Source organism: Mesorhizobium sp. M1050 (genome assembly GCF_040318715.1).
Lineage (GTDB): Bacteria > Pseudomonadota > Alphaproteobacteria > Rhizobiales > Rhizobiaceae > Mesorhizobium.
Genome location: NZ_JAMYMV010000007.1, coordinates 98634 through 123257 on the forward strand (window position 1 = coordinate 98634; position 24624 = coordinate 123257).

At 63.6% G+C, this 24624-nt stretch carries 25 protein-coding genes; 12 read left to right on the forward strand and 13 right to left on the reverse strand.

Going from position 1 to position 24624, the window contains the following annotated elements; genetic code table 11:
* Positions 1–68 precede the first annotated feature (68 nt).
* The 3 genes from NKH57_RS06400 (at position 69) to NKH57_RS06410 (ending at position 5381) form a co-directional block, all read left to right on the forward strand.
* Positions 69–896, forward strand: a complete 828-nt coding sequence (locus NKH57_RS06400; RefSeq protein ID WP_352942711.1) for a MurR/RpiR family transcriptional regulator — start codon at positions 69–71, stop codon at positions 894–896.
* Between the two features lie 193 nt (positions 897–1089).
* Positions 1090–2253 (forward strand): efflux RND transporter periplasmic adaptor subunit, encoded by a 1164-nt coding sequence (locus NKH57_RS06405; protein WP_352725231.1) that lies wholly within the window; start codon positions 1090–1092, stop codon positions 2251–2253.
* Positions 2250–5381: an efflux RND transporter permease subunit gene (locus NKH57_RS06410; protein ID WP_352942713.1), complete on the forward strand. Its 3132-nt coding sequence runs from the start codon at positions 2250–2252 to the stop codon at positions 5379–5381. The genes NKH57_RS06405 and NKH57_RS06410 overlap by 4 nt, the downstream gene beginning before the upstream one ends.
* Positions 5382–5417: 36 nt before the next feature.
* On the opposite strand, the gene NKH57_RS06415 is transcribed toward NKH57_RS06410, so the two are convergent.
* The 5 genes from NKH57_RS06415 to NKH57_RS06435 form a co-directional block, all read right to left on the reverse strand.
* Positions 5418–5828, reverse strand: coding sequence for a GtrA family protein (locus NKH57_RS06415; RefSeq protein ID WP_023759695.1), 411 nt, complete (start codon positions 5826–5828; stop codon positions 5418–5420).
* Positions 5825–6634: a ChbG/HpnK family deacetylase gene (locus NKH57_RS06420; RefSeq protein ID WP_352942715.1), complete on the reverse strand. Its 810-nt coding sequence runs from the start codon at positions 6632–6634 to the stop codon at positions 5825–5827. The genes NKH57_RS06415 and NKH57_RS06420 overlap by 4 nt, the downstream gene beginning before the upstream one ends.
* The gene (locus NKH57_RS06425; RefSeq protein WP_352942718.1) at positions 6631–7620 is read right to left on the reverse strand and encodes a glycosyltransferase family 2 protein; all 990 of its coding nucleotides are present in this window, start codon (positions 7618–7620) and stop codon (positions 6631–6633) included. Before NKH57_RS06425 ends, NKH57_RS06420 begins: the two co-directional genes overlap by 4 nt.
* The gene (locus tag NKH57_RS06430; RefSeq protein ID WP_352942720.1) at positions 7613–8776 is read right to left on the reverse strand and encodes a glycosyltransferase family 87 protein; all 1164 of its coding nucleotides are present in this window, start codon (positions 8774–8776) and stop codon (positions 7613–7615) included. Before NKH57_RS06430 ends, NKH57_RS06425 begins: the two co-directional genes overlap by 8 nt.
* 282 nt (positions 8777–9058) lie before the next feature.
* Complete coding sequence (locus NKH57_RS06435; RefSeq protein ID WP_352942723.1) at positions 9059–10300, reverse strand: acyl-CoA dehydrogenase family protein; 1242 nt, start codon at positions 10298–10300, stop codon at positions 9059–9061.
* 115 nt (positions 10301–10415) lie between these two features.
* On the opposite strand from NKH57_RS06435, the gene NKH57_RS06440 reads away from it, so the two are divergent.
* The 5 genes from NKH57_RS06440 to NKH57_RS06460 all read left to right on the forward strand — a co-directional run bounded on the left by NKH57_RS06440 (position 10416) and on the right by NKH57_RS06460 (position 14067).
* Complete coding sequence (locus NKH57_RS06440) at positions 10416–11231, forward strand: SDR family oxidoreductase (RefSeq protein WP_352942726.1); 816 nt, start codon at positions 10416–10418, stop codon at positions 11229–11231.
* Positions 11232–11270: 39 nt separating this feature from the next.
* A complete protein-coding gene (locus NKH57_RS06445; protein ID WP_263495443.1) occupies positions 11271–11756 on the forward strand; it encodes a MaoC family dehydratase in 486 nt (161 codons plus the stop codon).
* Entirely contained in the window at positions 11753–12787 is a 1035-nt protein-coding gene (locus NKH57_RS06450; RefSeq protein ID WP_352942729.1) for a phosphotransferase family protein, read from the forward strand. Before NKH57_RS06445 ends, NKH57_RS06450 begins: the two co-directional genes overlap by 4 nt.
* A 239-nt stretch (positions 12788–13026) precedes the next feature.
* Positions 13027–13671, forward strand: coding sequence for a TetR/AcrR family transcriptional regulator (locus NKH57_RS06455; RefSeq protein ID WP_352599535.1), 645 nt, complete (start codon positions 13027–13029; stop codon positions 13669–13671).
* Between the two features lie 147 nt (positions 13672–13818).
* Positions 13819–14067, forward strand: coding sequence for a DUF680 domain-containing protein (locus NKH57_RS06460; protein WP_352725214.1), 249 nt, complete (start codon positions 13819–13821; stop codon positions 14065–14067).
* A 42-nt stretch (positions 14068–14109) separates the two neighbouring features.
* On the opposite strand, the gene NKH57_RS06465 is transcribed toward NKH57_RS06460, so the two are convergent.
* The 8 genes from NKH57_RS06465 to NKH57_RS06500 form a co-directional block, all read right to left on the reverse strand.
* The gene (locus NKH57_RS06465; RefSeq protein ID WP_352942733.1) at positions 14110–15159 is read right to left on the reverse strand and encodes a Gfo/Idh/MocA family protein; all 1050 of its coding nucleotides are present in this window, start codon (positions 15157–15159) and stop codon (positions 14110–14112) included.
* A 48-nt stretch (positions 15160–15207) separates the two neighbouring features.
* A complete protein-coding gene (locus NKH57_RS06470) occupies positions 15208–15993 on the reverse strand; it encodes a ThuA domain-containing protein (RefSeq protein WP_352942736.1) in 786 nt (261 codons plus the stop codon).
* Between the two features lie 77 nt (positions 15994–16070).
* The gene (locus NKH57_RS06475) at positions 16071–16301 is read right to left on the reverse strand and encodes a hypothetical protein (RefSeq protein WP_352942739.1); all 231 of its coding nucleotides are present in this window, start codon (positions 16299–16301) and stop codon (positions 16071–16073) included.
* Positions 16302–16359: 58 nt separating this feature from the next.
* On the reverse strand, positions 16360–16944 hold the full coding sequence (locus NKH57_RS06480) for a sarcosine oxidase subunit gamma (RefSeq protein ID WP_352725206.1): 585 nt from the start codon (positions 16942–16944) through the stop codon (positions 16360–16362).
* The gene (locus tag NKH57_RS06485; protein ID WP_352942743.1) at positions 16937–19930 is read right to left on the reverse strand and encodes a sarcosine oxidase subunit alpha; all 2994 of its coding nucleotides are present in this window, start codon (positions 19928–19930) and stop codon (positions 16937–16939) included. Before NKH57_RS06485 ends, NKH57_RS06480 begins: the two co-directional genes overlap by 8 nt.
* Entirely contained in the window at positions 19927–20238 is a 312-nt protein-coding gene (locus NKH57_RS06490; protein ID WP_023759679.1) for a sarcosine oxidase subunit delta, read from the reverse strand. The genes NKH57_RS06485 and NKH57_RS06490 overlap by 4 nt, the downstream gene beginning before the upstream one ends.
* Positions 20239–20241: 3 nt before the next feature.
* A complete protein-coding gene (locus NKH57_RS06495; protein ID WP_352725202.1) occupies positions 20242–20601 on the reverse strand; it encodes a hypothetical protein in 360 nt (119 codons plus the stop codon).
* A 10-nt stretch (positions 20602–20611) separates the two neighbouring features.
* Positions 20612–21865, reverse strand: a complete 1254-nt coding sequence (locus tag NKH57_RS06500) for a sarcosine oxidase subunit beta (protein ID WP_127416521.1) — start codon at positions 21863–21865, stop codon at positions 20612–20614.
* Positions 21866–22084: 219 nt separating this feature from the next.
* Between NKH57_RS06500 and NKH57_RS06505 the strand changes: the two genes are divergently transcribed.
* The 4 genes from NKH57_RS06505 to NKH57_RS06520 all read left to right on the forward strand — a co-directional run bounded on the left by NKH57_RS06505 (position 22085) and on the right by NKH57_RS06520 (position 24617).
* Positions 22085–22453 carry a YrdB family protein gene (locus NKH57_RS06505; RefSeq protein ID WP_352599523.1) on the forward strand — a complete coding sequence of 123 codons (369 nt, stop codon included), beginning with the start codon at positions 22085–22087 and terminating at the stop codon, positions 22451–22453.
* Between the two features lie 192 nt (positions 22454–22645).
* Positions 22646–23032: an SET domain-containing protein gene (locus NKH57_RS06510; protein WP_352725199.1), complete on the forward strand. Its 387-nt coding sequence runs from the start codon at positions 22646–22648 to the stop codon at positions 23030–23032.
* Positions 23033–23355: 323 nt separating this feature from the next.
* Positions 23356–23634: a 30S ribosomal protein S21 gene (gene rpsU, locus NKH57_RS06515; protein ID WP_023810129.1), complete on the forward strand. Its 279-nt coding sequence runs from the start codon at positions 23356–23358 to the stop codon at positions 23632–23634.
* A 140-nt stretch (positions 23635–23774) separates the two neighbouring features.
* A complete protein-coding gene (locus NKH57_RS06520) occupies positions 23775–24617 on the forward strand; it encodes a tetratricopeptide repeat protein (protein WP_352725197.1) in 843 nt (280 codons plus the stop codon).
* Positions 24618–24624 lie beyond the last annotated feature (7 nt).

Genomic DNA, 24624 nt, shown 5'->3' on the forward strand with positions numbered 1-24624 from the left:
AGAAATGGGACCAAGACAAACAGACGGAGCGGAATGGTTTACCATCCCGCTCCAAGGGTGGGGAAAAGATGATTTCCAGTATTGCCGAACTGATTGCCGACCGCATCGGCACGATGCCGGCCGGAGAACGGCGCGCGGCCCAGACGCTGATCGCCAGTTACCCGATGATCGGCTTGAAGACGGTTGCCGAATTCTCGGCCACGGCCGGTGTCTCTTCGCCGACGATCCTGCGTTTCGTTGCCCGGCTCGGCTTCCAGAACTATCCGGAATTCCAGTCGAGCCTGCAGGACGAACTGGCGGCGCAATTGCAGTCTCCGGCGACGAGGACGCTCAACCCGCCCTCGCCCGGCGGCGGCACGGTGTCACCAATGCTGGAAGCGACGCTCGACAATATGCGCGAGACGTTCAGGCACCTGTCCGACGGGCAGCTTGCCGACATCGCCGCCCGGCTCGTCGACCGGCGCGGCAAGACATTCCTGATCGGCGGCCGCTTCACCGATCCGCTGGCGCGCTACATGGCCGCCCACCTCGCCGTCGTTCAACCCGATGTCTTTCACCTTGCCGGCCAGGAAAGCATGTGGCGCGACAGGCTGATCGACATGGGCAAACGCGATGTGCTGGTGATCTTCGACATCAGGCGCTACCAGGACAGCCTCGCTCGCTTCGCCGAGAAGGCGCATCAGCGCGGCGTGCAGATCGTGCTGTTCACCGACCAGTGGCTGTCGCCGATCGCGCGTTTCGCCCGCCATGTCATCGCTGGACGAACGGCCGTGCCGTCGGCGTGGGATTCCTCCGCTGCCCTCTTCGTCGTTGCGGAAATGCTGATCGGCGCTGTCACCAGGGAACTGGAAGCAGAGGGCGCCAAGCGCATTCGCGAGATGGAAAGTCTGCGTTAGTGCATGTAACGACGACCCCAAAGGTTACGCATGTTTTCTCAAATGTTACATATATTTAATGTGCGCGGCCTTGGAGACTTGTCATAAAAACGCGATATCGGGGTGGCTTCTTGCCTTATAATAGCCTCGCTGCGTCTGCTTCATTTCGGGAAACCCGGTAGACGGAAGGATTGCTTTGCCAACCGGAGTGCCGATGGCCGCCTGGAAACAGATATTTTTCGCGCTTGTGGTGCTGGTGGTGGCAGCATCCGCCTGGCTGCGCTTTTATCCGGGCGCTCACGACGTGCTGGCACGCTGGGGCATTGACTGGGCTTATGCGGCAACGTCCCCGGCTGAAAGCGGCGCCGCCAACGCGAAGCAGGCAATCGGCCGCGAAGGTGGCAACCAGCGGGTGAACGTGGTGGCCCTGGCGGCCACGTCGGCCGTTATCAACGATCGCCTGCAGGCAATCGGCACCGGTCGTGCCAACGCCTCCGTGACCGTCAATCCCTACAGTTCCGGCCGCCTCGCCGAGTTGCTGGTCGAATCCGGCAGCCATGTCGACAAGGGACAGATCATCGCGACACTCGACTCCGAGACCGAAACGATCGCCCAGGACCGCGCCAAGCTCGCCTTGCAGGACGCGCAGGCCAAGCTCGACCGCGTCAAGTCATTGCGTGCTTCCAACGCCGCGACACCGGTTGCCGTGGCCGACGCCGAAGTGGTTTTGGCCGGCGCCAAGCTGGCGCTTCAGGACGCGGAACTTGCGCTGCAGCGGCGATCGATTCTGGCACCCATTGCCGGCACTGTCGGCATTCTGCCGATCTCCGCCGGCAATTACGTGACCAACCAGTCAGCGATCGCCACGCTCGACGACCGCTCCAGCATTCTGGTCGATTTCCTGGTGCCGGAGCGTTTCGCCGCCGCCGTCAAGGTCGGCGCGCAATTGACGGCGACGCCGATCGCCAATCCCAGCAATGCCTATACCGGAACGGTTTCGGCCATAGACAATCACATCGATGAGAAGAGCCGCACCCTTCTGGTCAAGGCCAAGATCGCCAATCCGGCCGATTCCCTGCGCGCCGGCATGTCGTTCGGCATCAGCATGAAATTCCCGGGACAGACCTATCCGGCCGTCAGCCCGCTGGCGATCCTGTGGGGTTCGGACGGCGCCTATGTCTGGCAGATCGAGGACGGCAAAGCCAGGCGAGTCCCCGTGCGCATCATCCAGCGCAACACCGAGACCGTGCTGATCGACGCCGAGATCGACAGCGGCGACATGGTGGTCACCGAAGGCACCCAGAGCGTCAGCGAGGGCGGCACCGTCCGCCTTGCCGGCGAAGAGCAGCGTGCCGTGGAGGCGGCCGAGGGCTCATGACCGGAACCATCAACGCAGCCAGCGATACCGGCTTCACTGCGCTGTTCATCCGCAGGCCGGTGATGGCCTTCGTTCTGAACACCCTCATTGCCGTTGCTGGCCTTGCCGCCTTCTATGGCGTCGAGATCCGTGAACTACCTGACGTCGATCGCGCGGTCGTTACTGTTTCCACCGCCTTTGAAGGGGCGGCGGCAGAAACCGTCGATCGCGAATTGACCGACACGGTCGAGGGCGCCGTCGCCCGCGTCTCCGGCGTCAAGTCGATCTCGTCTTCTTCCTCATTCGGTTCGAGCCGCGTCACCATCGAGTTCAACGACGGTGTCGATCTCGACGTTGCCGCCTCGGACGTGCGTGATGCCGTCGGCCGCGTCGCCAACCAGATGCCGGACACCGCCGACCCGCCGCGCATCGTCAAGGCCGACGCCAATTCCGAACCGGTGATGCGATTGGCGGTGACCTCGGACAACATGTCGATCCAGGACATGACGGTGGTGGTCCAGGACCAGATCGAGGACGAACTGGCCGCCGTGCCCGGCGTTGCCGATGTCCAGGTCTATGGCGACCGCGACAAGATCTTCCGCATCGACGTCAACCAGAACAAGCTGGCCAGCCTCGGCTTCACGGTTGCCGACCTCAGGACGGCGCTTGCCTCGGTCGCCTTCGATTCGCCGGCCGGTTCGATCACCACGACCAACCAGGACCTGATCGTCCGCACGACGGCCGACGTGACCACGCCGGAAGAGTTCGAAAACATCATTATCGGCGGCACGACACGCATCCGCGACGTCGCCACCGTCACGCTCGGCCCCGATGTCGGCCAAACCACGCTACGTTCGGACGGCAAGACCGGCATTGGCGTCGGCATCATCCGCCAGGCGGAATCGAACACGCTGGACATCTCGACCGGCGTCCAGGCCGCCGTCGCCAAATTGCAGCAAAACCTGCCCAAGGGCATGTCGATCAAGATCACCAGCGACGACGCGGTCTTCGTCAAGGGCGCGGTGCACGAGGTCGAGATCGCGCTTGGCCTGTCGGTGACCATTGTGCTGCTCGTCATCTATGTCTTCCTGCTCGACTGGCGCGCAACGCTGATCCCAGGGCTGTCGATGCCGGTCGCCATGATCGGCACCATCGCCGCGATTTATCTGGCCGGCTTCTCGGTCAACATCCTGACCCTGCTCGCCCTGGTGCTGGCGACCGGACTGGTCGTCGACGATGCCATCGTCGTGCTCGAAAACATCGTGCGACGGCGCAACGAAGGCATGGGGCCGCGCGCCGCCGCCGTGCTCGGCGCGCAGGAGGTGTTTTTCGCCGTCATTGCCACCACTTTGACGCTGGTCGCCGTCTTCGTGCCGATCTCGTTCCTGCCCGGCCAGACCGGCGGCCTGTTTCGCGAATTCGGCTTCGTGCTTGCCATGTCGGTGCTTCTGTCCTGCGTGGTCGCGCTGACGCTGTGCCCGATGCTCGCTTCGCGCATGCTGACCAGTGCATCCCTCCACCACGAAGGCGGTCACGGCGTCGGCGCCCGCATCGGCGGCGTGCTCAAAACTGCCTACAAGCGCAGCCTGCACGCGTGCCTCGATGCACCGTGGATCGTGCTCCTGGTCGCGGTGCTGTTTGCCGGCATCGCCTTCACGCTGTTCGGCACCATCCGCCAGGAACTGACGCCGACCGAGGACCGCGCCGCCGTGCTGCTGCGCATCAGCGCCCCGCAAGGCGTCAGCCTCGACTACACGACACAGCAGATGCAGAAGATCGAGAAACTGATCCAGCCGATGCGCGATTCCGGCGAGATCCGCAGCACTTTCGAGAATGCCGGCCAGAACGGCTCCTACAATTCCGGCTTCATGGTGATGACGCTGGCGCCGTGGAACGAGCGCAGCCGCAGCCAACAGGAGATCATGGCCGAGATCAGCCGATTGACCAAACAGGTGCCGAGCGTGCGCATCTTCCCGGTGCAGCCCAACAGCCTCGGCATCCGCGGCGCCGGCAACGGCCTGCAGTTCGCGCTGGTCGGCAACGATCGCAAGGCGCTCAGTGACGCAGCGGTGAAGATCATCGCCGAGATGCAGAAGGATCCGCGCTTCCAGACCCCGCGCCTGTCGATCGACCCGACGCAGCCGCAACTCGCCGTCGCGATCGACCGCGAGCGCGCCTCCGACCTCGGCATCGACATCACTGGGCTGGCCAACACCTTGCAGGCCATGCTCGACGGCAACGACGTCGTCGACGTCTACATCGCCGACCGCAGCTACGGTGTGAAGCTGGTCTCGACGACAAATCCGATCAACGACCCGACCGACCTGGAAAACATCTTCCTGAAAACGGCCGACGGACGCTTCGTGCCGATGTCGACAATCGCCACGCTGACCGAGCGTGCCGTGCCGCCATCGCTGTCGCGCGAACAGCAGCAGCCTTCGGTGGCAATCACATCCAACCTTGGCGGCGACTTCGCGCTCGGCGCCGCGCTGACCCGCGCCGAGGAGATCGCCACGCCGCTGTTGCCGCCTGGCAGCCGCATCCTGCCGCTGGCCGAGGCCGCGACGCTGGGCGAGACCAACAGCGCCATGGTCACCATCTTCGGCTTCGCCCTGGTGATCATCCTTTTGGTGCTGGCCGCCCAGTTCGAAAGCTTCGTCAGCGCCGTCATCATCATGGCGACGGTACCGCTCGGTCTTGCCTGCGCCATTTTCGCGCTGCTCTTCTCGGGTACCAGCCTCAACGCCTACAGCCAGATCGGCCTGGTCTTGCTGGTCGGTGTCATGGCCAAGAACGGCATCCTGATCGTCGAATTCGCCAACCAGCTGCGCGACCGCGGGCTTGGCGTGCGTGAGGCGATCGAGCAGGCCTCGATCATCCGCGTGCGGCCGGTGATGATGACGATGATCTGCACCGTGCTCGGCGGCTTGCCGCTGGTGCTGGCGAGTGGCGCAGGGGCGGAGGCGCGCGTCGCGCTCGGCTGGGTCATCGTCGGCGGACTGGGGCTTGCCACCGTCTCGACGCTGTTCCTGACGCCGGTCGCCTATCTCCTGCTTGGCCGCTTCGTCACCCCGAAGACCCATGAGGAGGCCCGGCTGAAGCGCGAGCTCGAGGAAGCCGTCTACACCAATGCGGAGCCGGCCGAGTAGAGACATTCCGGGAAAACTGAGAAGCGGCTTTCGCCGCTATTTCAGCAACCGGCCTTCGATCGACCAGCGCGCGGCGAGGAAATTAAGCACCGCGGCGATGACGACACCGGAAATCTTTGCCGGCCAAACTCCAACGGTCGTTGCGAACAGCGCGATCGAAAGGCTGGAGACGCCGAGCGAAATCAGACCCCCAAGCGAGGCGAAGCGAAGGAACGCATCATGCAGCCGGATGGCTCGATTGCGCTCGAACGACCAGAAGCCGTTCGCCGCGAACGAAAATATGACGGCGACAAACCAGGCACCGATGTTGGCGGGCAGCGGCGGCATCTGCAGCTTGAGCAGCAGGGAGAAGCTGGCAAGGTCAATCGCTGTGTTGGCGAGTCCGACAATGGCAAAGCGGACGATCTTGTTGCCGGTCGAACGCGGGGGCCGCTCGGCGTCGCTCATCCCTTGCCACCCATGATTGCGACACCGGCGCGGGCCAGGCTAGCGCCGAACGCATCCGATGCCAGGGTCGCGAATTCGACCTCGCGCACGCCTTGCATCGGGTCGCGCGCGCGCAGTGTCGCGTCGACATGGCCGGGGTGACACATGAACAGCCCATGTTCCGGCAACGCCTCGACGGCGGCCTGCAGCACCGAAGCGAATTTTTCGGGATGGCGCCAGTCATAGATGCCGGCGAGCGGCTCGAAAACAGCAAAGCCGGCGCGCCGCATCGACCGGTTGAAGCCGGAAGCGAGCGCGGCGATCGCGACGACTTTCGGCCCCGCAGTCAGGACCGGGGCGCCGCGCAGCGCCGGCTTGTCGCTCTCTTCGCCAAGACGCGCGCGCAGCCATTTGCGCACGACGGGAAGGAAATGCACATGCTGGTGCCCGTCGATGAAATCGGGGCGGCGCCCGAGTGCTTCGACGAAGCGCCTGTATTGGGCGTCGAGCTCGGCATGAACATCGCGATCATTGACGCGGCCGCGCAGGATCGGCAAGGCCAGCGCGCGGAGCGGCGGCAGCCGGCCTTCCGGTGCCAGGCTCGACCCGCCGGTGATGGCAGGCTGGTCGGTCAAGGTGAGATGCAGCCCGACCGCGACATGGCCGCAAAGTGGTTTTATGCGCGCCGCCTCCTTTGGCCATTCCGGAAAGCCGGACATACAGCTGGTGCCGGTCAGGCGGCCGCGATCGAGCAGATCGAGAATCCCATCGGAGACGCCGGGCGCCAGGCCGTAGTCGTCGGCGATCAGGCGGATGCGCCGCGTCATGTGTCGAGAGCGCCCGCCACCGGCCTGTCGGCGGAGACCTCACTGCGAACGACATCGCGCACCAGATAGACCGGCCGATCCTTGCTTTCGCTGAGCGTGACCCAGACATATTCGCCGATCAGGCCAAGCAGCGTCAGGTTGAGGCCGCCGAGCAGGACGACTGCGACCAGCAGGCTGGGATAACCCGGAACGGCAATGCCGTAGAAGATCACCTCGAAGAGCACCTTGGCCCCGTAAACCGCGCCCGCAAGTGCCGCAAGCAGCCCGCTGAGGCTGATCAGGCGCAGCGGAATGACGGAAAATGAGGTGAAGCCTTCCAGCGAGAAGGCGATCAGGTTGAGCCGGCTCCATTTCGACGTGCCGCTGGCCCGGCTCTCCGGCGAATAGGGCAACGCCTTCTGGTGAAAGCCCGCCCAGGCAAACAGGCCCTTGTTGAAGCGACGCTTGTCGCGCAGGCTGGTCAGCGCACGCGCCACGGCGCCGCGCATGACGCGGAAGTCGCCGGCATTCTCAGGAATGTCGAAACGCTGGCTGCTGTTGATCAGGCTGTAGAAAAGCCGGGCCAGCTGGCTGCGCCGCCAGCTCGCCTCGCGCCGGTCGTTTTGTGCATAGACGACATCGACATCAGGATGTTCCACCAGCTCGGCGATCAGCTTCAGGCTGATGTCCAGGGAATGCTGGAGGTCGGCGTCCATGATCAGCACCATGTCGCCGCGCGACCGATCGAGGCCGGCTAGCACCGCGACCTCCTTGCCGAAATTGCGGCTAAGGCGGACGATCTCCCACGACCCCGTCAGCGCCTGCGAAAACCGTTGGGCGCCATCGTCACGGCTGCCGTCATCGACCAGGATCTTGTGCACGGTCATGCCGAACCGCTGTGCCACGGCCGCTTCGAGTTCGCCGAGCAGGCGTGCGAAGGCCGATGCCGATTGCGCCTCGTTCAAGAACGGCGCGACGATGTCGAGTGTCGGCCGCAATTCAGTCATTTGCGATCCCTGCATTCACCACCTTTACCCGCGCCGTGGCCCAGAACCACCAGATCAGCGAACCCGCGATGAACGTAACCGCGATCGGCCGGAACCAGGGGTAGAGCAAGTCGTGCACATGGCGATCGATGCCGGTCAGTCCGGTCGCGAACAGCACCGTCGACAACACCGAGGCCAGAACGCCGCCGCGTTCTTCGCGCCACAAAAGCGCGATGGCGAGACCGGCGGGTAGCGCGATCATTGCATAGGTGTTGGGCTCGACGCGCGGGTTGAAGACGCACATGTAGAAAGTGGCCGTCAGGAAGATCGCCAGCCCCGCCGGTCCGCGTTCCAGCTTGCGGTCGAACCAGATGACCGCTGAAAGCGTAAACAGGGCCATGACGATGCGCACGATCGTGGCGCCCAATTCCGGAATGGGCAGCCCTATCCTGGTGAACGGCGCCGTAAAATCAGTCGGCACGAAATGGCTGGCGTTCTCGACGGCCATCGAGGTCAGCATCTGGGCGAAGACGCGATACTGATCGTTGAGATAGCCGGCGGGAGCGAAAGCGTAGGGCAGGGCGAGGACGAACAGTAAAGAAAGCAGCAGCACCGGTATCAACCGGAGCCGAAGGGCTCCTACCAACAACAGCATGATGATCGCGGTCGGCTTGGCGATGACGGCAAGCGAAGCCCAGAAGAACGTCTCCACCCGCCGTCCTTCCAGCGCCGACAGGGTGAGAAGCCAGCAGGCACCGGTCAAAAGGATCGTCGCCTGGCCGTTGCGGATCGCCCCCGCTGCCATCGGCAAGGCGAGGAAAAGACCGAAAGAAAGCAGCCACGTCAATTCGCCGCCGCCGAGCTTGCGCACCTGTCGCATCGCGGCATAGGTCAGCACCGCAAAGCCAAGGCTGTGCCAAACCACGCCGCCCAGCTGCGGACCGAGTTTGGCTATTGGAATATACAGCGCGGCAAAGGCTGGCGCGTAAAGATACCCCATCTCGGATTGGGTGTCGTAGAGTGGCAGACCGGCCAGAAGCGCCTCGCTGCCGTCTATATAGGCCTTCCATACCGTGCGCGTATGGGGTGACCACAGGACCAGGACAAGAACGACCAGGAACGCTCCGATCCACAGGCTGAACCCCAAACGGTCGAAGACCGGCTTGGATATCGTCATCAAATCACCCTACACCCGCCCGGATCAGGCGCTTGCCCACGTCGTCCGGAATTCGATGGCGGCGACATATCACGGACAAAGCGGCGTGGCATAGGGGGTCGCAAGATGGGAACAGAGGCCGACGATCCGGGCAGCGGCCAGATACCGGACATTCTTCCGGCTCATGTCCAAGTTTCTCGCGTCTTTCGGATTGGGCCAAGGCTGGATGAACACCTTGCCGTTGGGCCTGGCCAGTTCCGCGCCATGGCCTCGGCAAGCGGTCGCCGGAAGGTGATGCAGCGCTCAGACCTTTTCCTGCGTGTATTTCTTCAGCTCCGTCCGCGCCACCTGCCGACGATGAACGGCGTCAGGCCCGTCGGCAAGGCGCAATGTCCGCAGATGCGTCCACGACCGCGCCAGCGGCGTGTCCTGGCTGATGCCTTGGGCGCCGAACATCTGCACCGCCTCGTCGGTGACCTTGAGCGCGACGCGGGGCGCTACCACCTTGATCTGGCTGATCCAAGGGGCGGCGGCCCGCGCGTCGCCCTGATCGATCATCCATGCCGCCTTGAGGCAGAGCAGGCGGGCCATCTCGATCTCCATGCGGCATTCCGCGATGATGTCGAAATTGGCGCCGAGCTTTGCCAGGGGCTGGCCGAAGGCCTCGCGGCGCACGGAACGCTGGCACAGCATCTCCAGCGCCATCTCGGCTTGGCCGATGGCGCGCATGCAGTGATGGATGCGGCCGGGGCCGAGCCGCCCTTGCGCGATCTCGAATCCCCTGCCCTCACCCAGGATCAGGTTCGACGCCGCGATCCGCACATTGTCGAAGCGAAGGTGCATGTGACCATGCGGCGCGTCATCGTCGCCATAGACCTGCATGGCGCGGAGCTTGATGACGCCTTTGGTGTCGGCAGGCACTAGAATCATGGAATGGCGGCGGTGCTTTGGCTCGCTGCCGCCGCCGGTCCGGACCATGACGACGTAGATGGCGCAGCGCGGATCGCCGGCGCCCGATGCCCACCATTTCTCGCCGTTCAGCACATAGTCGTCGCCCTGCCGCTCGCAGCGCATTGCAATGTTGGTGGCGTCGGACGAGGCGACATCCGGCTCGGTCATCAGATAGGCCGAGCGGATCTTGCCCTCGAGCAGCGGCTCCAGCCACGCTTTCTTGTGATCGGCCGAGCCGTAGCGTTCCAGCACCTCCATATTGCCGGTGTCCGGTGCCGAGCAATTGAAGGTTTCCGCACCGAGATGCGACTTGCCCATCTCCTCGGCCAGATAGGCGTATTCGACCGTGGAAAGGCCGTAGCCGCGCTCCGAGCCGGTCAGCCAGAAATTCCACAGGCCGCGCTCTCTCGCGGTCCCTTTCAGCCCTTCGAGGATCTCGCTCTGGCGCGCCGTATAGACCCAGCGATCGCCTTCCTTGCCCCCTTCGGCGAGAAATTCCTTGTCGAGCGGCATGATCTCGTCGCGCACCATGGCAGCGACGCGCGCGTGGATCGGCTTCAGCCGCTCCGTCATGCCGAGATTCATGTCCGTCATCGGTCGCTAACCCTTCATGGATGCCAGGCATTTTGTCGGTGGCAAGGATGACTGTACTTCGGATAGCCTTGTCAACGCGAACTGTTTGCCCGCATGCCGAGCGCGGAGGACTGTGATGAGCTATCTGGACGAGTTGTTTTCGGTGGCCGGCAAGACCGCGTTGGTGACGGGTGCTGCAACCGGCATCGGCCGCATGGCGGCGACGGCGCTGGTGCAGGCCGGCGCCGGCGTGATGATCGCTTCGCGCAAGGGCGAAGACTGCATCAAGGTCGCCGCCGAACTGAATGGACTTGGCGCACCCGGCCGCGCCGAAGGGTTTGCGGGTGATGTCTCCAGCGAGGCCGGCATTGCCGCACTCGTCGCCGAGGTCAAGGCGCGGACCGATAGGCTCAACATCCTGGTCAACAATGCCGGCGTTTCCTGGGGCGCACCGCTCGAAAGCTTTCCCTATTCGGCGTGGGCGAAAGTGTTCGGCGTCAACGTCACCGCGGTTTTCCATCTGACCCGTGAATTGTTGCCGCTGCTCGATGCCGCCGCCAGCGATGCCGATCCGGCCAGGGTCATCAATCTCGGTTCGGTGATGGGCACGCAACCGCTGGCCGACGACGCCTATTCCTACACGGCTTCGAGGGCCGCGGTTCACCATCTGACACGCACCCTGGCGCTTGAGTTCGCTGCTCGCCGCATCACCGTCAACGCTTTCGCCCCTGGCCCCTTTCAGAGCCGGATGACGGCGTTTGCCACCGGCACGGAAGAACAGGCCAGACATGTCGGAAACCATGTTCCGATCGGCCGTATCGGCGCACCGGATGACATTGCCGGCGCAACGCTCTATCTGTGCAGCCGTGCAGGAAGCTACGTCACAGGCGCCGTCCTGCCGATCGACGGCGGACAGTCGGTGCAGCATGGGCTGACGCTGTTCAAGGAATAACATTTTCCGGCCACAGAAGCCGGAGGTGAACTGGAGGACATGAGCGTGGAACCGATCAGTCTCGATGTGCTTCTGGCCAATGTCGGCAAGGAGGTTGGCGTGTCGCCGTGGCGGGTGGTCACGCAACGCATGATCGACCAGTTCGCCGACGCCACCGACGACCACCAGTTCATCCACTGCGATCCGGAGCGGGCCATGCGCGAGACGCCGTTCGGCGGCACCATCGCGCACGGCTTCCTGTCGCTGTCGCTGTTGTCGGCGATGACCTTCGAGACCATGCCGCCGCTGGAAAACAGCAAGATGGGCGTGAACCACGGCTTCGATTCACTGCGCTTCCTGGCGCCGGTGAAGACCGGCGCGCGCATTCGCACCCGTTTCGTGCTGGCCGATGTCAAGGTCAGGCCGTCGGGCTGGGTGCAGACGGCGCATGACGTGACGATCGAGATCGAAGGCTCGAAGAAACCGGCGCTGACGGCACGCTGGTTGACGCTGACCTTGATCGAACGCCAGCCCGAGACGGCATGAGCGATACGAACGTCCTCGACCAGGCGGCGCTCGCGCCTTACCTCGAGGCAAACATACCGGGCTTTTCCGGGCTTGCCGCAATCGAAAAATTCAAATCCGGCCAGTCGAACCCGACCTATCTGCTGACGGCGGCAAGCGGCCGTTACGTGCTGCGTGCCAAGCCGCCGGGCAAATTGCTGAAATCGGCGCATCAGCTCGACCGCGAATTCAGGGTGATGAACGCGCTTGCCGGCACCGCCGTGCCCGTGCCGGAGATGCTGCATCTCTCGTCGGAGGACTCGCCGATCGGACGTATGTTCTACGTCATGGATTTCGTCGACGGCCGCATTTTCTGGGATCCGGCGCTGCCGGAGGCCGGCGATAACGATGAACGCGCCGCCATCTACGATGCCATGAACGACACCCTCGCCGCGCTGCATGATGTCGACGTCGGGGCCGTGGGTCTCGGCGATTTCGGCCGGACGGGCAACTACTTCGAGCGCCAGCTGGCGCGCTGGACCAGCCAGTACCGTGCCTCGGAGACCGGCACCGTGACCGATATGGACCGGCTGATTGCCTGGCTGGAAACGCACATGCCCGAAGATGACGGCAGCGTCTCGCTGGTGCATGGCGACTACCGGCTGGACAATCTGATCTTCGCTTCCGATCGGCCTCAGGTGGTGGCGGTGCTCGATTGGGAACTGTCGACATCAGGCCATCCCTTTGCCGATATCGCCTATCAGTGCATGCAATGGCGCCTGCCTCACGCCTCAGGTTTTCGCGGCCTGGGCGGTATCGATCGTGCCGCACTCGCCTTGCCTTCCGAGGAGGATTACGTCGCCAGCTACTGCCGGCGGCGCGGGCTCAGTGGTATCGGCAACTGGACGTTCTTCCTCGCCTTTTCCTTCTTCCGGCTGGCGGCAATCTGTCAGGGCGTCTTCAAACGGGCGCTGGACGGCAACGCCTCCAATCCCGAAAAGGCGAGAACCTATGGCGAGGCGGTGAAACTGCTTTCGCATCTCGCTGCCCGACTGATCGACAAGGAGGCGTGACGATGGCCGCTTCGACGCAGCAACAATGCCGGTCGCGGATGCCGCCGGCGGGCTTGGCCGGGGCGTCGCGAAAGGCTTTGCCGCTTTTGCCGCTGAAGACGCCCTACTGATGCTCTCGGATATGGACGAGCGTCGGCGCGAGCTGAGGCATGTTGCCGTTTGGGAACCTGTCACGCCCTTGTCCGTTTTCGTACAGCGTATATAATTTGGCCAGCACCAACCCGAACAAAGGACCGATCTTGCCGCCGAGTGTCCAGACACGCCGCGAGAAACAAAAGGCCGAACTGCGCTCCGAACTGGTCGAGGCCGCGCACAAGCTCGTTCAGGAGGAAGGCTATGAAGGCCTGACCATCCGCAAGCTGGCCAAGCGGGTCGGCTACGCACCGATGTCGGTCTATTCCTATTTCGCCGACAAGCAGGACATCCTGTTCGCACTCGCCGAGGATGCGTTCGAGACGCTAGCCCGCCGCATCGAGGAGCACCCATCCGACGATCCGATCGAGGCGTTGCAGGCTGTCATGACCGAATATGCCGCCTTCGGGCTCGGCAATCCCAACGAATACCGCACCGTGTTCATGACCGAGAAGACGAAGCTGCCGGAAGGCAGGAGCTACGAGGACATGGAAGAGGGCAACCCGGCGATGAAGGTGCTGATCAGCAGGGTCGAGGCCTGCGTGGCCGCCGGCAAATTGCAGGGCGACCCGCGCGCCATCGCCACCATGCTGTGGGCAGTCGGCCACGGCACGATCTCGCTGCTGATCACCTTTCCGTTCTACCCCTTCGGCGATCCGCAGGCTTTCGTGAAGCGCATGTGCGATTTCACGCTTGCCACGCTCAGCACGCAAAACGTGCCGCCGCTGACCGACACACCGGTCAACTGCTGAACGCCAGTTTCCTTTCGAATTCTTGGTTAACAAAAAGTTTAGCGTACGCGTACGGTTTTATCTTGAACTTCGCGATCGACGGACGTATGTGTACAGTGCATCGTACATGTACGACAAGAATTCACCCGTCGAAAACGGAGACAGACTATGAAAAAGACACTCTTCACCCTCGCAGCCGTGCTGGCACTTTCGGGCTCGGCCTTCGCCGCCAGCGCGCCCCACATGGTCAAGCACGCGTCCGCTACAACCTGCGTAGACACGAAGACCAACGTGAAGCTCGATTGCGCCTCGACCGGCTCGGTCGAGAAGAAGGGCGCCACGGAAAATACCGCTGAAGGCAAGGGCCCGCGGCTCGGCATCAGCATCGACCCGTGGATCGTGCCGAGCTCGTTCTAATATCCGCAGAAATCGCGTACGGCCGGCAAAAGCCGGCCAGCTTCAGGCGACCAGGATCGGCAGCTTGGCCGCTGAACTCTCGAAGGCCGCGTCTATCAGTTTCTGCATGTCCGCGGCGCGCCGGAAGGACGGATCGCCATTTCGGCCTGCATCGAGCGCGTCGGCAAAGCGCCGGGCGTTTCGCTTGACATTGGGCAGCGCCAGCGTTCGCCAGCGCTGAAGATCAACATCGCCAGCCAGGCAGGCCGACAGGTTCGACACCTTGCCATTGGTCTCGACCTTGATGGCGCCCTTGGTGCCGTGCAGGGCCAGCGACAAATCGTTGGTATGGCCAGTCATGTAGCGGCTTGCCACGATCGTGGCGAGCGCGCCGGAATCGAGACGCGCCGTCATCGCCACGCTGTCATTGGCATCCAGCACATAGTCGCCGATGCGCTCGCCCTCGGCCTTCGGAAACGTCACCAGATCGGCATGCAAGCTGACGATATCCTGGCCGGCGCCATACGTGGCGAAGTCTAGGATGTGAATGCCGACATCGCCGAGCACGCCGGTCGAACCGTGCCGGCTCGACAGGCGCCATAGCCATTTGTCCTCGACCCGCCAGTCGCCCCATGATTTGCTGATCAGCCAGCTCTGTCGGTAGCTCGCCTCGACATGACGCAGCTCGCCGATCTCGCCGGCCTGCACCATGCGCCGCGCTTCCTGGATTGCCGGTGAGTTGCGATAGGTCAGGTTGACCATGTTGACCACCCCGGCTGCCTCTGCCGCTTCGGTCATTGCCAGCGCGTCGGCGTGGTTCGGCGCCAGCGGCTTTTCGCAAAACACATGCTTTCCCTCGGCAAGCAGCGCCAGCGTCGTCGCCATGTGTGCACCATCCGGCGTCGCGTTGATGGCGGCATCGAAATGGCCCCAGGCGACCGCCGCCTCCAGGCTCTCGAAGAAATCTCCGATCTTGCTGGCAGCGGCGAACGCGGCCGCACGGCCGGGCACCTGATCGACGCAGGCGACGATGCCGCAGCCGGCAATCCCGGCGAACTCCTCGACATGATGCCCGGCGATGCCGCCCGTGCCGAGCAGAAGAATTCGATGCATCAGTTCAGGCCCCCAATCACCTCACGCCGCAATCGACTCACGCGCCGATCAGCCAAGACCCCTGTCGCCATCGGCATGCAGGCGCAGGCCTTTTTGGACGATCTTCTCCTTGGCGGCATCCGTCGGCACGTTCAGGGCATTGGTGATGCCGGACCAGGCCGGCGCCGGGTTGCGCGCCCAGTGCACCGCATTGCGCAGCACCTGCTGCACGCCCTCGTTGTGATAGATTGGATAGGTCTCGTGGCCCGGCGAGAAGTAGAAGATCCTGCCGGCGCCGCGCTGGTAGGTCAGCCCGGACCGGAACACCTCACCGCCCTCGTACCAGGAGACGAACACCGTCTCGAGCGGCTCCGGCACGGCGAAGGGCTCGCCATACATTTCGGTCTCGCCGATCTCCAGGCACTCGCCGATGCCTTGCGCGATGGGGTGGCTGCGGTTGATCGCCCAGACGCGCTCGCGCTCGCCCGCCTCGCGCCATTTCAGCGAACAGGGCGTGCCCATCAGCCGCTTGAAAATCTTCGAGTAATGCCCGGAATGGAGCACGATCAGCCCCATGCCTTCCCACACCTTTTTCTGCACCCGCTCGACGATCTCGTCCTTGACCTCGCCATGCGCCGCATGGCCCCACCACAGCAGCACGTCGGCGGCCGCCAGGCGCTTTTCGCTCAAGCCATGTTCGGGTTCCTGCAAGGTGGCGGTGGTCGCCTCGATGCCCTTGTCCTGGTTGAGCGCCGCGGCAATGGTGCCATGCATGCCCAAGGGGTAGAGGTCGCGCACGGCGGCATTGGTCTGCTCGTGGACGTTCTCGCCCCAGACGATCGCTTTTGTCGGCATTTTTATCTCCCAAAGCGCTTCAAGTAGCATGTCCAATGGGATTGAGAAGGTCCGATGCCGCCTGGCCCGATGGAAAACTACGCCTTGCGCTTCTTGCGCCCGGGCACGGTCTTGGCCTGGCCCGGCTTCGCCGGAGCGCCCGAGATGGACGATCCAGTGATCGACACCGGATCGCTGGCCGGGAACGTGTCTTCGAGGCCTTCCTCGAGTTCCTCTTCGGCGCTCGGCGCTTCGTGCCGCACCTGTTCGAGCGAACGGACGGCCGACGTCTTTTTGACCGGCGACTTGGGCGCGGAATTCGACGGCATCGGCATTCTCCCTCGGCGTGAGGATGCAGAACGAGCCTGCCCTGCAAACGTTCCGGGTTCAGACCGCTGCGTCGCGCGATCCCTCGGACAAAAAAGTAAAGACATAGTCCGAGAAGGAACGCCAGCATTCAACCCTGAAGGCGTCCGGCGCCGTGCGCAACAGCACGATCTCGGTCTTGCCGAGGATGGTTCGCGACGCCGCTCCAACCGGGAAGCCATCGGGCGACAGGTCCTGCGGGCAACCCGCATTGATCGTCGCTGCTGCCCCGGTGCCCGTCACGGCGATAGCGATGTTGCGATGCGAGATGCCGACCGCCGAGTGCAAGGCGGAAACCCCAGCACAATCGGCCAGCGGATCCTTGCCCGCCTCATCGATGACCAGCCATTCGTCGGGGCCGAGCCACAAGGCGGTTCGCCCGCCCTTCGAAGCGGACGTCTTCGGCTTTTTCGGCAAGGTCACGCCGAGCGCCTTGGAAAGCGCTGCAAGCGAGGCCTCCGGTGCGCGCAATGAAATGCGCTCGGCCGGCGGCAGCACCTCGACCTTGACGCCGGTACCGGTCGTGCTGCGTCCGGCCAGCGCCGGACGGCGTTCTACCGAAGGCGATGTCACCGGTGCCGTCTTTCTTGCAGCAGCCTTAGCCATTGAGGCGCCCTCCCGTCTCGTCGAAGAACACCATGCTGGCAACCTCCACTTCGATCGCGCCGTTCGGCATCGGCACAAAGAGCGTGTCGCCCATGCGGTCGCGTCCGCCAGCGACCAGCGCCAGCGCGATCGAGCGGCCGCAATTTTCCGACCAATAGCTCGAGGTGACATGGCCGATCATCTTCATCGGGATCGCCTGCCGGGGATCCTCGACGATCTGCGCGCCCTCTTCCAGCACCACTTTCGGGTCTTTCGTTTTCAGGCCGACCAACTGCTTGCGGCCCTTGGCGACAAGGTCAGGTCGCGTCAAGCCGCGGATGCCGACGAAGTCCGTCTTTTTCTTGCCGACCGCCCAGTCGAGACCGGCATCGTTCGGCGTCACCGTGCCGTCGGTATCCTGGCCGACGATGATGTAGCCCTTTTCGGCGCGCAGCACGTGCATGGCCTCGGTGCCGTAGGCGGCAGCGCCGTGCTTCTGGCCCTCGGCCCACAGTGCTTCCCAGACAGCCTGCCCGTAATCGGCAGGCACGTTGACCTCGAAGCCGCGCTCGCCGGTGAACGACATGCGAAACAGCCTGGTCGGCACGCCGCAGATCTTGCCTTCGCGCACCGACATATGCGGCAGCGCCTCGTCCGACATGTCGATGCCTTCGACCAGCGGAGCGATGATGTCGCGGGATTTCGGTCCCTGCACCGCGATGACGGCCCATTGCTCGGTGATCGAGGTCAGCCAGACGTTGAGATGCGGGAACTCTGTCTGGAGATAATCCTCCATGTGGTTCATGACGCGCGGCGCGCCGCCGGTCGTCGTCGTCACATGGAAACGGTCTGGCGCCAGCCTGCCGACTACACCGTCATCATAGATGAAGCCATCCTCGCGCAGCATGATGCCGTAGCGGCAGCGGCCGGGCTCCAACTTCTCCCATGGGTTGGTGTAGAGCAGCTCCATGAATTTCGCTGCGTCCGGACCGACCACTTCGATCTTGCCCAGCGTCGAGGCATCGAACAGGCCGGCCGTCTTGCGCACCGCGACGCATTCGCGGTCGACCGCGGCGTGCATGTCCTCGCCAGCCTTGGGGAAATACCAGGCGCGTTTCCACTGGCCGACATCCTCGAACACGGCACCTTGCGCCTCGGCCCAGGGATGGATCGCGGTCTTGCGCGTCGGGTCGAACAGCGGACCGCGCGCATGGCTGACGATCGCGCCGAAGGTCACCGGCGTATAGGGCGCCCGGAACGTGGTCAGGCCGACTTCCGGGATCGGCTTGCCCAGCGTTTCGGCGGCAATCGCCAGGCCGTGCATGTTGGAGGTCTTGCCCTGGTCGGTCGCCATGCCGTTGGTGGTGAAGCGCTTGACGTGCTCGATCGAGCGCATGCCTTCATGCACCGCCTGGCGGATGTCCTTGGCGGTGACGTCGTTCTGGAAGTCGACGAACGCCTTCACCGTCGTGTCGGGGCCAGCGCCAGGCGCTGCACCCAGCATGCCGCGCGACCAGCTTTCCGAGGCGTCGACCTTCGGCTTCGTACCCTTCGCGGTTTTCGCGCCCGCATCCTTGGCCGCCTTGGCGCCCGCCGCATAGGCTTCGTCGACCGCCGCGGATAGCCCGTCGGTGCCGTTGCAGGCGCCGACAGAGACGCAGTCCTGCGCATAGGTGCCCGGCACGAAGCGCTTGGTCTCGTCGTTGAAGGCGACCTTGCCGCGCGACTGCGAGAACAGATGCACCGAAGGCGTCCAGCCGGCCGACATCAGGATCGCATCGACCGGGATGGTGCGTTCGCCGCCGCCATTCTTCGGCTGCACGGTCATCGACGACACCCGCAACTTGCCGCCTGCGCGGATAACGGCACGGCCGAAATTCACCTCGATGCCGAGCGCCCTCGCCTCGTCGATCAGCGGACCGGTCGGGTTGTCGCGCAAATCGATGATCGCCGCCACGTTGACGCCGGCCTTCTTGAGGTCGATTGCCGCGGCATAGGCGGAATCATTAGCGGTGTAGACGCCGACATTCTTGCCGACCGCAACGCCATAGTGGTTGAGATAGGTGCGCGCCGCACCTGCCAGCATGACGCCCGGCCGGTCATTGTCGGCGAACACCATGTGACGCTCGATGGCGCCGGAGGCCAGCACCACGCGCTTGGCCCTCACCTGCCACAGCCGCTCGCGCGCCAGATCGTGGCCGGGAGCCTTCAAATGATCGCTGACACGCTCGACCAGCCCGACGAAATTCTGCGCATAATAACCGAACGCCGTCGTGCGCGAGAGCACGCGGACATTGTCCATGGCGGCGAGCTTCGCCACCGCACCTTGAGCCCAGGCAAAGCCATCCTGGCCGTCGATTTTCGCACCGCTCTCGAACCGTAGGCTGCCGCCGAACTCGGCCTGTTCGTCGGCAAGGATGACGCGCACGCCGGTCTCGGCTGCGGCAAGCGCCGCCGCGACACCGGCGGCGCCGCCGCCCAGCACCAGCACCTCGCAATGCGCATAGCGCGACGAATAATGGTCCGGATCCGGCTGGTCCGGGGAAACGCCAAGTCCGGCCGCGGCGCGGATCTTGGGTTCGTACAGGCTCTTCCATGCAGCCTTCGGCCACATGAAGGTCTTGTAGTAGAAGCCGGCCGAAAACAGCGGCGAAGCAAAGTCGTTGACCGCGCTGACGTCGAAGGACAGTGACGGCCAGCGGTTCTGCGACTGCGCGTCCAGCCCGTCATAGAGTTCCTGCACGGTGGCCCGCACGTTCGGCGTCTTGCGTGCCGCGTCGCGCTTGATCTCGACCAGCGCGTTCGGTTCCTCGGCGCCCGCCGACAGGATGCCGCGCGGACGATGGTACTTGAACGAGCGGCCGACAAGATGGACGCCATTGGCGAGCAGCGCCGAAGCCAGCGTGTCGCCCTCGATGCCGGTATAGGACTGGCCATCGAAGCTGAACCGCGCGGTCTTCGCCTGCTTGAAGCGACCGGCGCCAGGAATGCGGAACGCGCCGATCATTTGGCTACCACTTCGTTGGAGTTTTTGGGCAGCTTGGAGGGTTTCGGCTCGCCGGCCTTGTAGGTCATGACGAACTTGTCAGTGACGGTGTCGCGCACGGCGTTGAAGAAACGCGCGCAGCCATGCATGTGCCGCCAGCGCTCATAAATGATACCCTTGGGGTTCGAGCGGATGAAGAAGAACTTCTCGAAATCGTCGTCGCTCTCGCCGGCCATGTTGGCCGAGCGCGCGATGTGCGCCTCGCCGGCGTTGCGGAACTCGAGCTCCGGGCGCTCTTCCTCGCAATAGGGGCAGCGGATCAACAGCATGGGTCAGCTTTTCTCGTCAGGTTCGATATAGAGCCCAAATGCCTTCGTATTGCGAAGACCGACACGTTCCATCCGTCGTCGCCAACCTTGTGATGCATATGGACCAACTTCCTTCTCAGGCTCCGCCGCGTAGTCGGCGCGAAATCCTTTGGTGTTTTGGACGGGATATTTCAGGCCGAACGTTCCCGCCCACGGTGCGATTCCAAGGACGACCACGAAGATAAAAGCGGCGAACATGAAGCCCCCCACCAGATAGTAGGCAACTTCAGAGCCCGTCTGCTGATGCACTTGCGCAGCCAATAATGTGAGAAGCACTGCGCCGGCGCCCATCATGAGAAATCGTCTGTTCGTTTTCTTCGTCAACACACGCCCCTTAGTGCGCCACCGCCGCCGCCGCCGCCTCGTCGATGAGCCGGCCGGTGCGGAAGCGTTCGATGGTGAAGGGCGCGTTGATCGGGTGCGGATCGTCCTTGGCGATCGTGTGGGCAAAGACATGGCCCGAACCGGGTGTCGCCTTGAAGCCACCCGTGCCCCAGCCGCAATTGACGTAGAGGCCGGGCACTGGCGTCTTGGCCAGGATCGGCGAGCGGTCCGGCGTCACATCGACGATGCCGCCCCAGGAGCGCAGCATCTTCATGCGCGTGAAGATCGGGAACATCTCGCAGATGGCGTCGAGCGTGTGCTGCAGGATGTGCAGGCCGCCGGTCTGCGAATAGGACACATACTGGTCGGTGCCGGCGCCGATCACCAGTTCGCCCTTGTCGGACTGCGAGATATAGGCGTGCACTGTGTTCGACATGACAACGCAAGGCACCACCGGCTTGACCGGCTCCGACACCAGCGCTTGCAACGGATAGCTCTCCAGCGGCATGCGCACGCCGGCCATGTTCATGATCACCGAGGAATGGCCGGCCGCAACGACGCCGACCTTCTTGGCGCCGATGAAGCCGCGCGTCGTGTCGACGCCCATGACGGCGCCATTGGCGGCCCGCTTGACCCCGGTGACTTCGCAGTTCTGGATGATGTGCACGCCGCGCGCCGAAGCGCCGCGCGCATAGCCCCAGGCAACCGCATCGTGCCGCGCCGTGCCGCCGCGCCGCTGCAAGGCCGCACCGACGACCGGATAGCGCGCATCCTTGGAGGTGTTGAGCGGCGGGCAGAATTCCTTCGCCTGCTCCGGCGTCAGCCATTCATTGTCGATGCCGTTCAGCCGGTTGGCGTGGACGTGGCGCTTCAGCACCTGGACGTCGTGCACGTTGTGGGCGAGCATCATGACGCCGCGCGCCGAATACATGACGTTGTAGTTGAGCTCCTGGCTCAGCCCATCCCACAGCTTCAGCGCGTGGTCGTAAATGCCGGCGCTCTCGTCATAGAGATAGTTGGAGCGGATGATGGTGGTGTTGCGGCCGGTGTTGCCGCCGCCGAGCCAGCCCTTTTCCAGCACCGCGACATTGGTGATGCCGTGCACCGTGGCGAGATAGTAGGCGGTGGCAAGGCCATGGCCGCCGGCGCCGACGATGATGACGTCGTATTCCTTCTTGGGCTCAGGCGAGGACCACTGCTCCTCCCAGCCCTTGTGGCCGCGCATGGCCTCGCGGGCGATGGCGAATACCGAATATTTCTTCAACGTCCCAACCTCGCCCCAGAAAAGGCCTCGCGAATAACGGCCGGGCGTTCATTCGATCCCGGCGCGCGAGGTGTATCACTAGCGAAACAGCGCTTCCACCCTTGCGCTGTTTGCGACGGCGCTTGCCGTTTTGCGCCACGGCGAAAAAGCCGCATGCGATCTGGCAGCTAAGGCACCGTTCGGTCACACTGTCTGTCGCGAGACTCTGGAGGATTATTTATGGGCAATGCCTGGTGGAATCTGACGTTGCGCTTCCTGCTGGAGCTTGCCGCCTTGCTCGGGCTCGGCATCGCCAGCTGGAGCCTCTCACACGATTGGTGGCGCTGGGTCGCTGCGTTGGCCACACCGCTCGTTGCTGCTGCGCTGTGGGGAACCTTCGCCGTGCTCAATGATCCGAGTCGGTCGGGCCGCGCCCCTGTGCGGGTTCCGGGCGCGGTGCGGCTGGTGCTGGAACTCGTCATCCTGTTCGGCGGCGCGGTCGGGTTCTATCTGGCCGGCCAAACGACCACGGGCATCGCCATGGCCCTGCTGATCGTCATCAGCTACGCATTCTCGCTCGATCGCCTGGCGTGGTTGTTGCGGCAATAATTCGCCCCACTGGCCTCCCTGTTTGGCGAGCGACGAGGAAGGCGCGGCGTGTCGATCAACCGGACGTGGAGTTTTTTTGCGGCCAGGACGAATGTTCGTAGTCACAACGCAGACCGCCGGTCTTGCTTTTTCCACGCGATTTGGCGATGCCATTTCGAAACGGGTCTTCTTGCCAAAACGGGTCCTGCCAACATGATGCTGATCAGAACCTACGTGGCTGCGAGCGCGATCGAGGGCGTCGGCATGTTCGCCGCCGAGCCGATCAGGAAAGGCGCTTCGATCTGGCGGCTCGATCCGGATTTCGACCGGTTGATCCCGATGGACAAATACGAGGCGGCACCGCCACCTCTGAGGGAATTGCTCGAGCGCTATGCCTATCCGAGCCCGGACCGGCCTGGCTTCATGGTCTATGAGGTCGACAATGGGCGCTTCATGAACCATTCGGCCAACCCGAACACGGATTTTTCGCAGTATGGCGGGGCCACCGCGACCCGCGACATCGCCGAGGGCGAGGAGATCACCTGCGACTACGGCGAGTTTTTCGAGGATTTTGAGCGGCTGCATTTGGCAACGGCATAGAGATCTGCTGGGGAGTGGGAGGCAAGCTGGCCTCGGCTTGGCCGCCATCATTCGTCTGAAGCGACTGCCTTGCCGACTTGGCCAAAGCTTGCCCGGTGACGGCAACTATGCTAGTGTTTTGAGTATGGTGCTGATTTGCGCCGGGACCCCGCCTATGAGGCGGGTTTTTTGTTTCGGCTTCGGCGCCATTCTTCCATTTCGACTGTGGACAGCGCGGCCTGATTCTGCTATCAGCCGCCCCAATTCGTGGTGTAAACCGCCGCGGAGGCTGGTGGCTATGGCCGCTTGCCTGTTGACATCAAACCCGAAAGACAGGATTGCCCGTGCAGGTACTCGTCCGCGACAATAACGTTGATCAGGCGCTTCGCGCTCTCAAGAAGAAGATGCAGCGCGAAGGCATTTTCCGCGAAATGAAGATGCGCGGTCACTACGAGAAGCCGTCCGAAAAGCGCGCCCGTGAAAAGGCTGAAGCTGTCCGCCGCGCCCGCAAGCTGGCCCGCAAGCGCGCCCAGCGCGAAGGCCTGCTGCCGATGACGCCGCGCCCCGTTGCTGCTGGCGCCGCCGGCGGTGCAGGTGGTGCTCCGCGTCCGCCGCGGTTCTAACGCCAATTTTTCGTCCTTTTCGAAGGATATCAGAGGTGGCGCGATGCGGAATCGCCGCCACCTTTTTGTTTTGGTTGTGACCCGGCCCGGAGGGGGAACCGGACCAGAGCGACGCGGCTTGAAGTGAGGACAGGGCAGACATGAACGCAACAAGCGTGGAGCGCGGGACCGCATTGCGTGGTTTCGCCCTGACAGTGGCTCTGCTCTCCGGACTGGCGCTTGCCGGCTGCCAGACGTCAGGCCCGACCGGCGAATTCAACAACATCGACAAGGCGCAGGGGTCGAGCGAGAACATCTCGTCGCTGTCGGCGGTCATCCAGCGCAGTCCCCAGGATCCCGAAGCCTACAACGTGCGTGGCTCGGCCTATGGCCGCGGCGGCCAGTACCAGGCGGCGCTCAAGGATTTCAACCAGGCCATCCAACTCAACCCGAATTTCTTCCAGGCCTATTCGAACCGCGCGCTCATCCAGCGCTTCCTCGGCAATCAGACGGCCGCGCTCGAGGACTACAACCGTTCGATCCAGATCAATTCAAACTATGACGCCGCCTACATTGGGCGCGGCAACCTTTATCGCAAGGCGGGCCGCACCCAGGACGCTTTCAACGACTTCCAAAAGGCGATCCAGCTCGACACGACCGACGCGCGCGCCTACCACAATCGTGGCCTGATCTATCAGAGCCAGGGTCAGCACAAATTCGCTATCGAGGACTTCTCGACGGCGATCTCGCTGGCGCCGGACGCTGCCGAACCCTACAATGGCCGCGGCCTTTCCTATCTGGCAACCAACGACGAAGACAACGCTTTCTCCGACTTCAACATGGCGATCAAGCTCGACGGCAACAATGCCGAAGCCTGGGCCAATCAGGCGTTGATCTACGAGCGGCGCGGCGACAAGGCCAAGGCGGCGAAATCCTATCGCGAAGCCGTTCGCCTGAACCCGGCTTACCAGCCGGCCAAGGACGGCCTCGCCCGCGTCAGCTGATCGATTT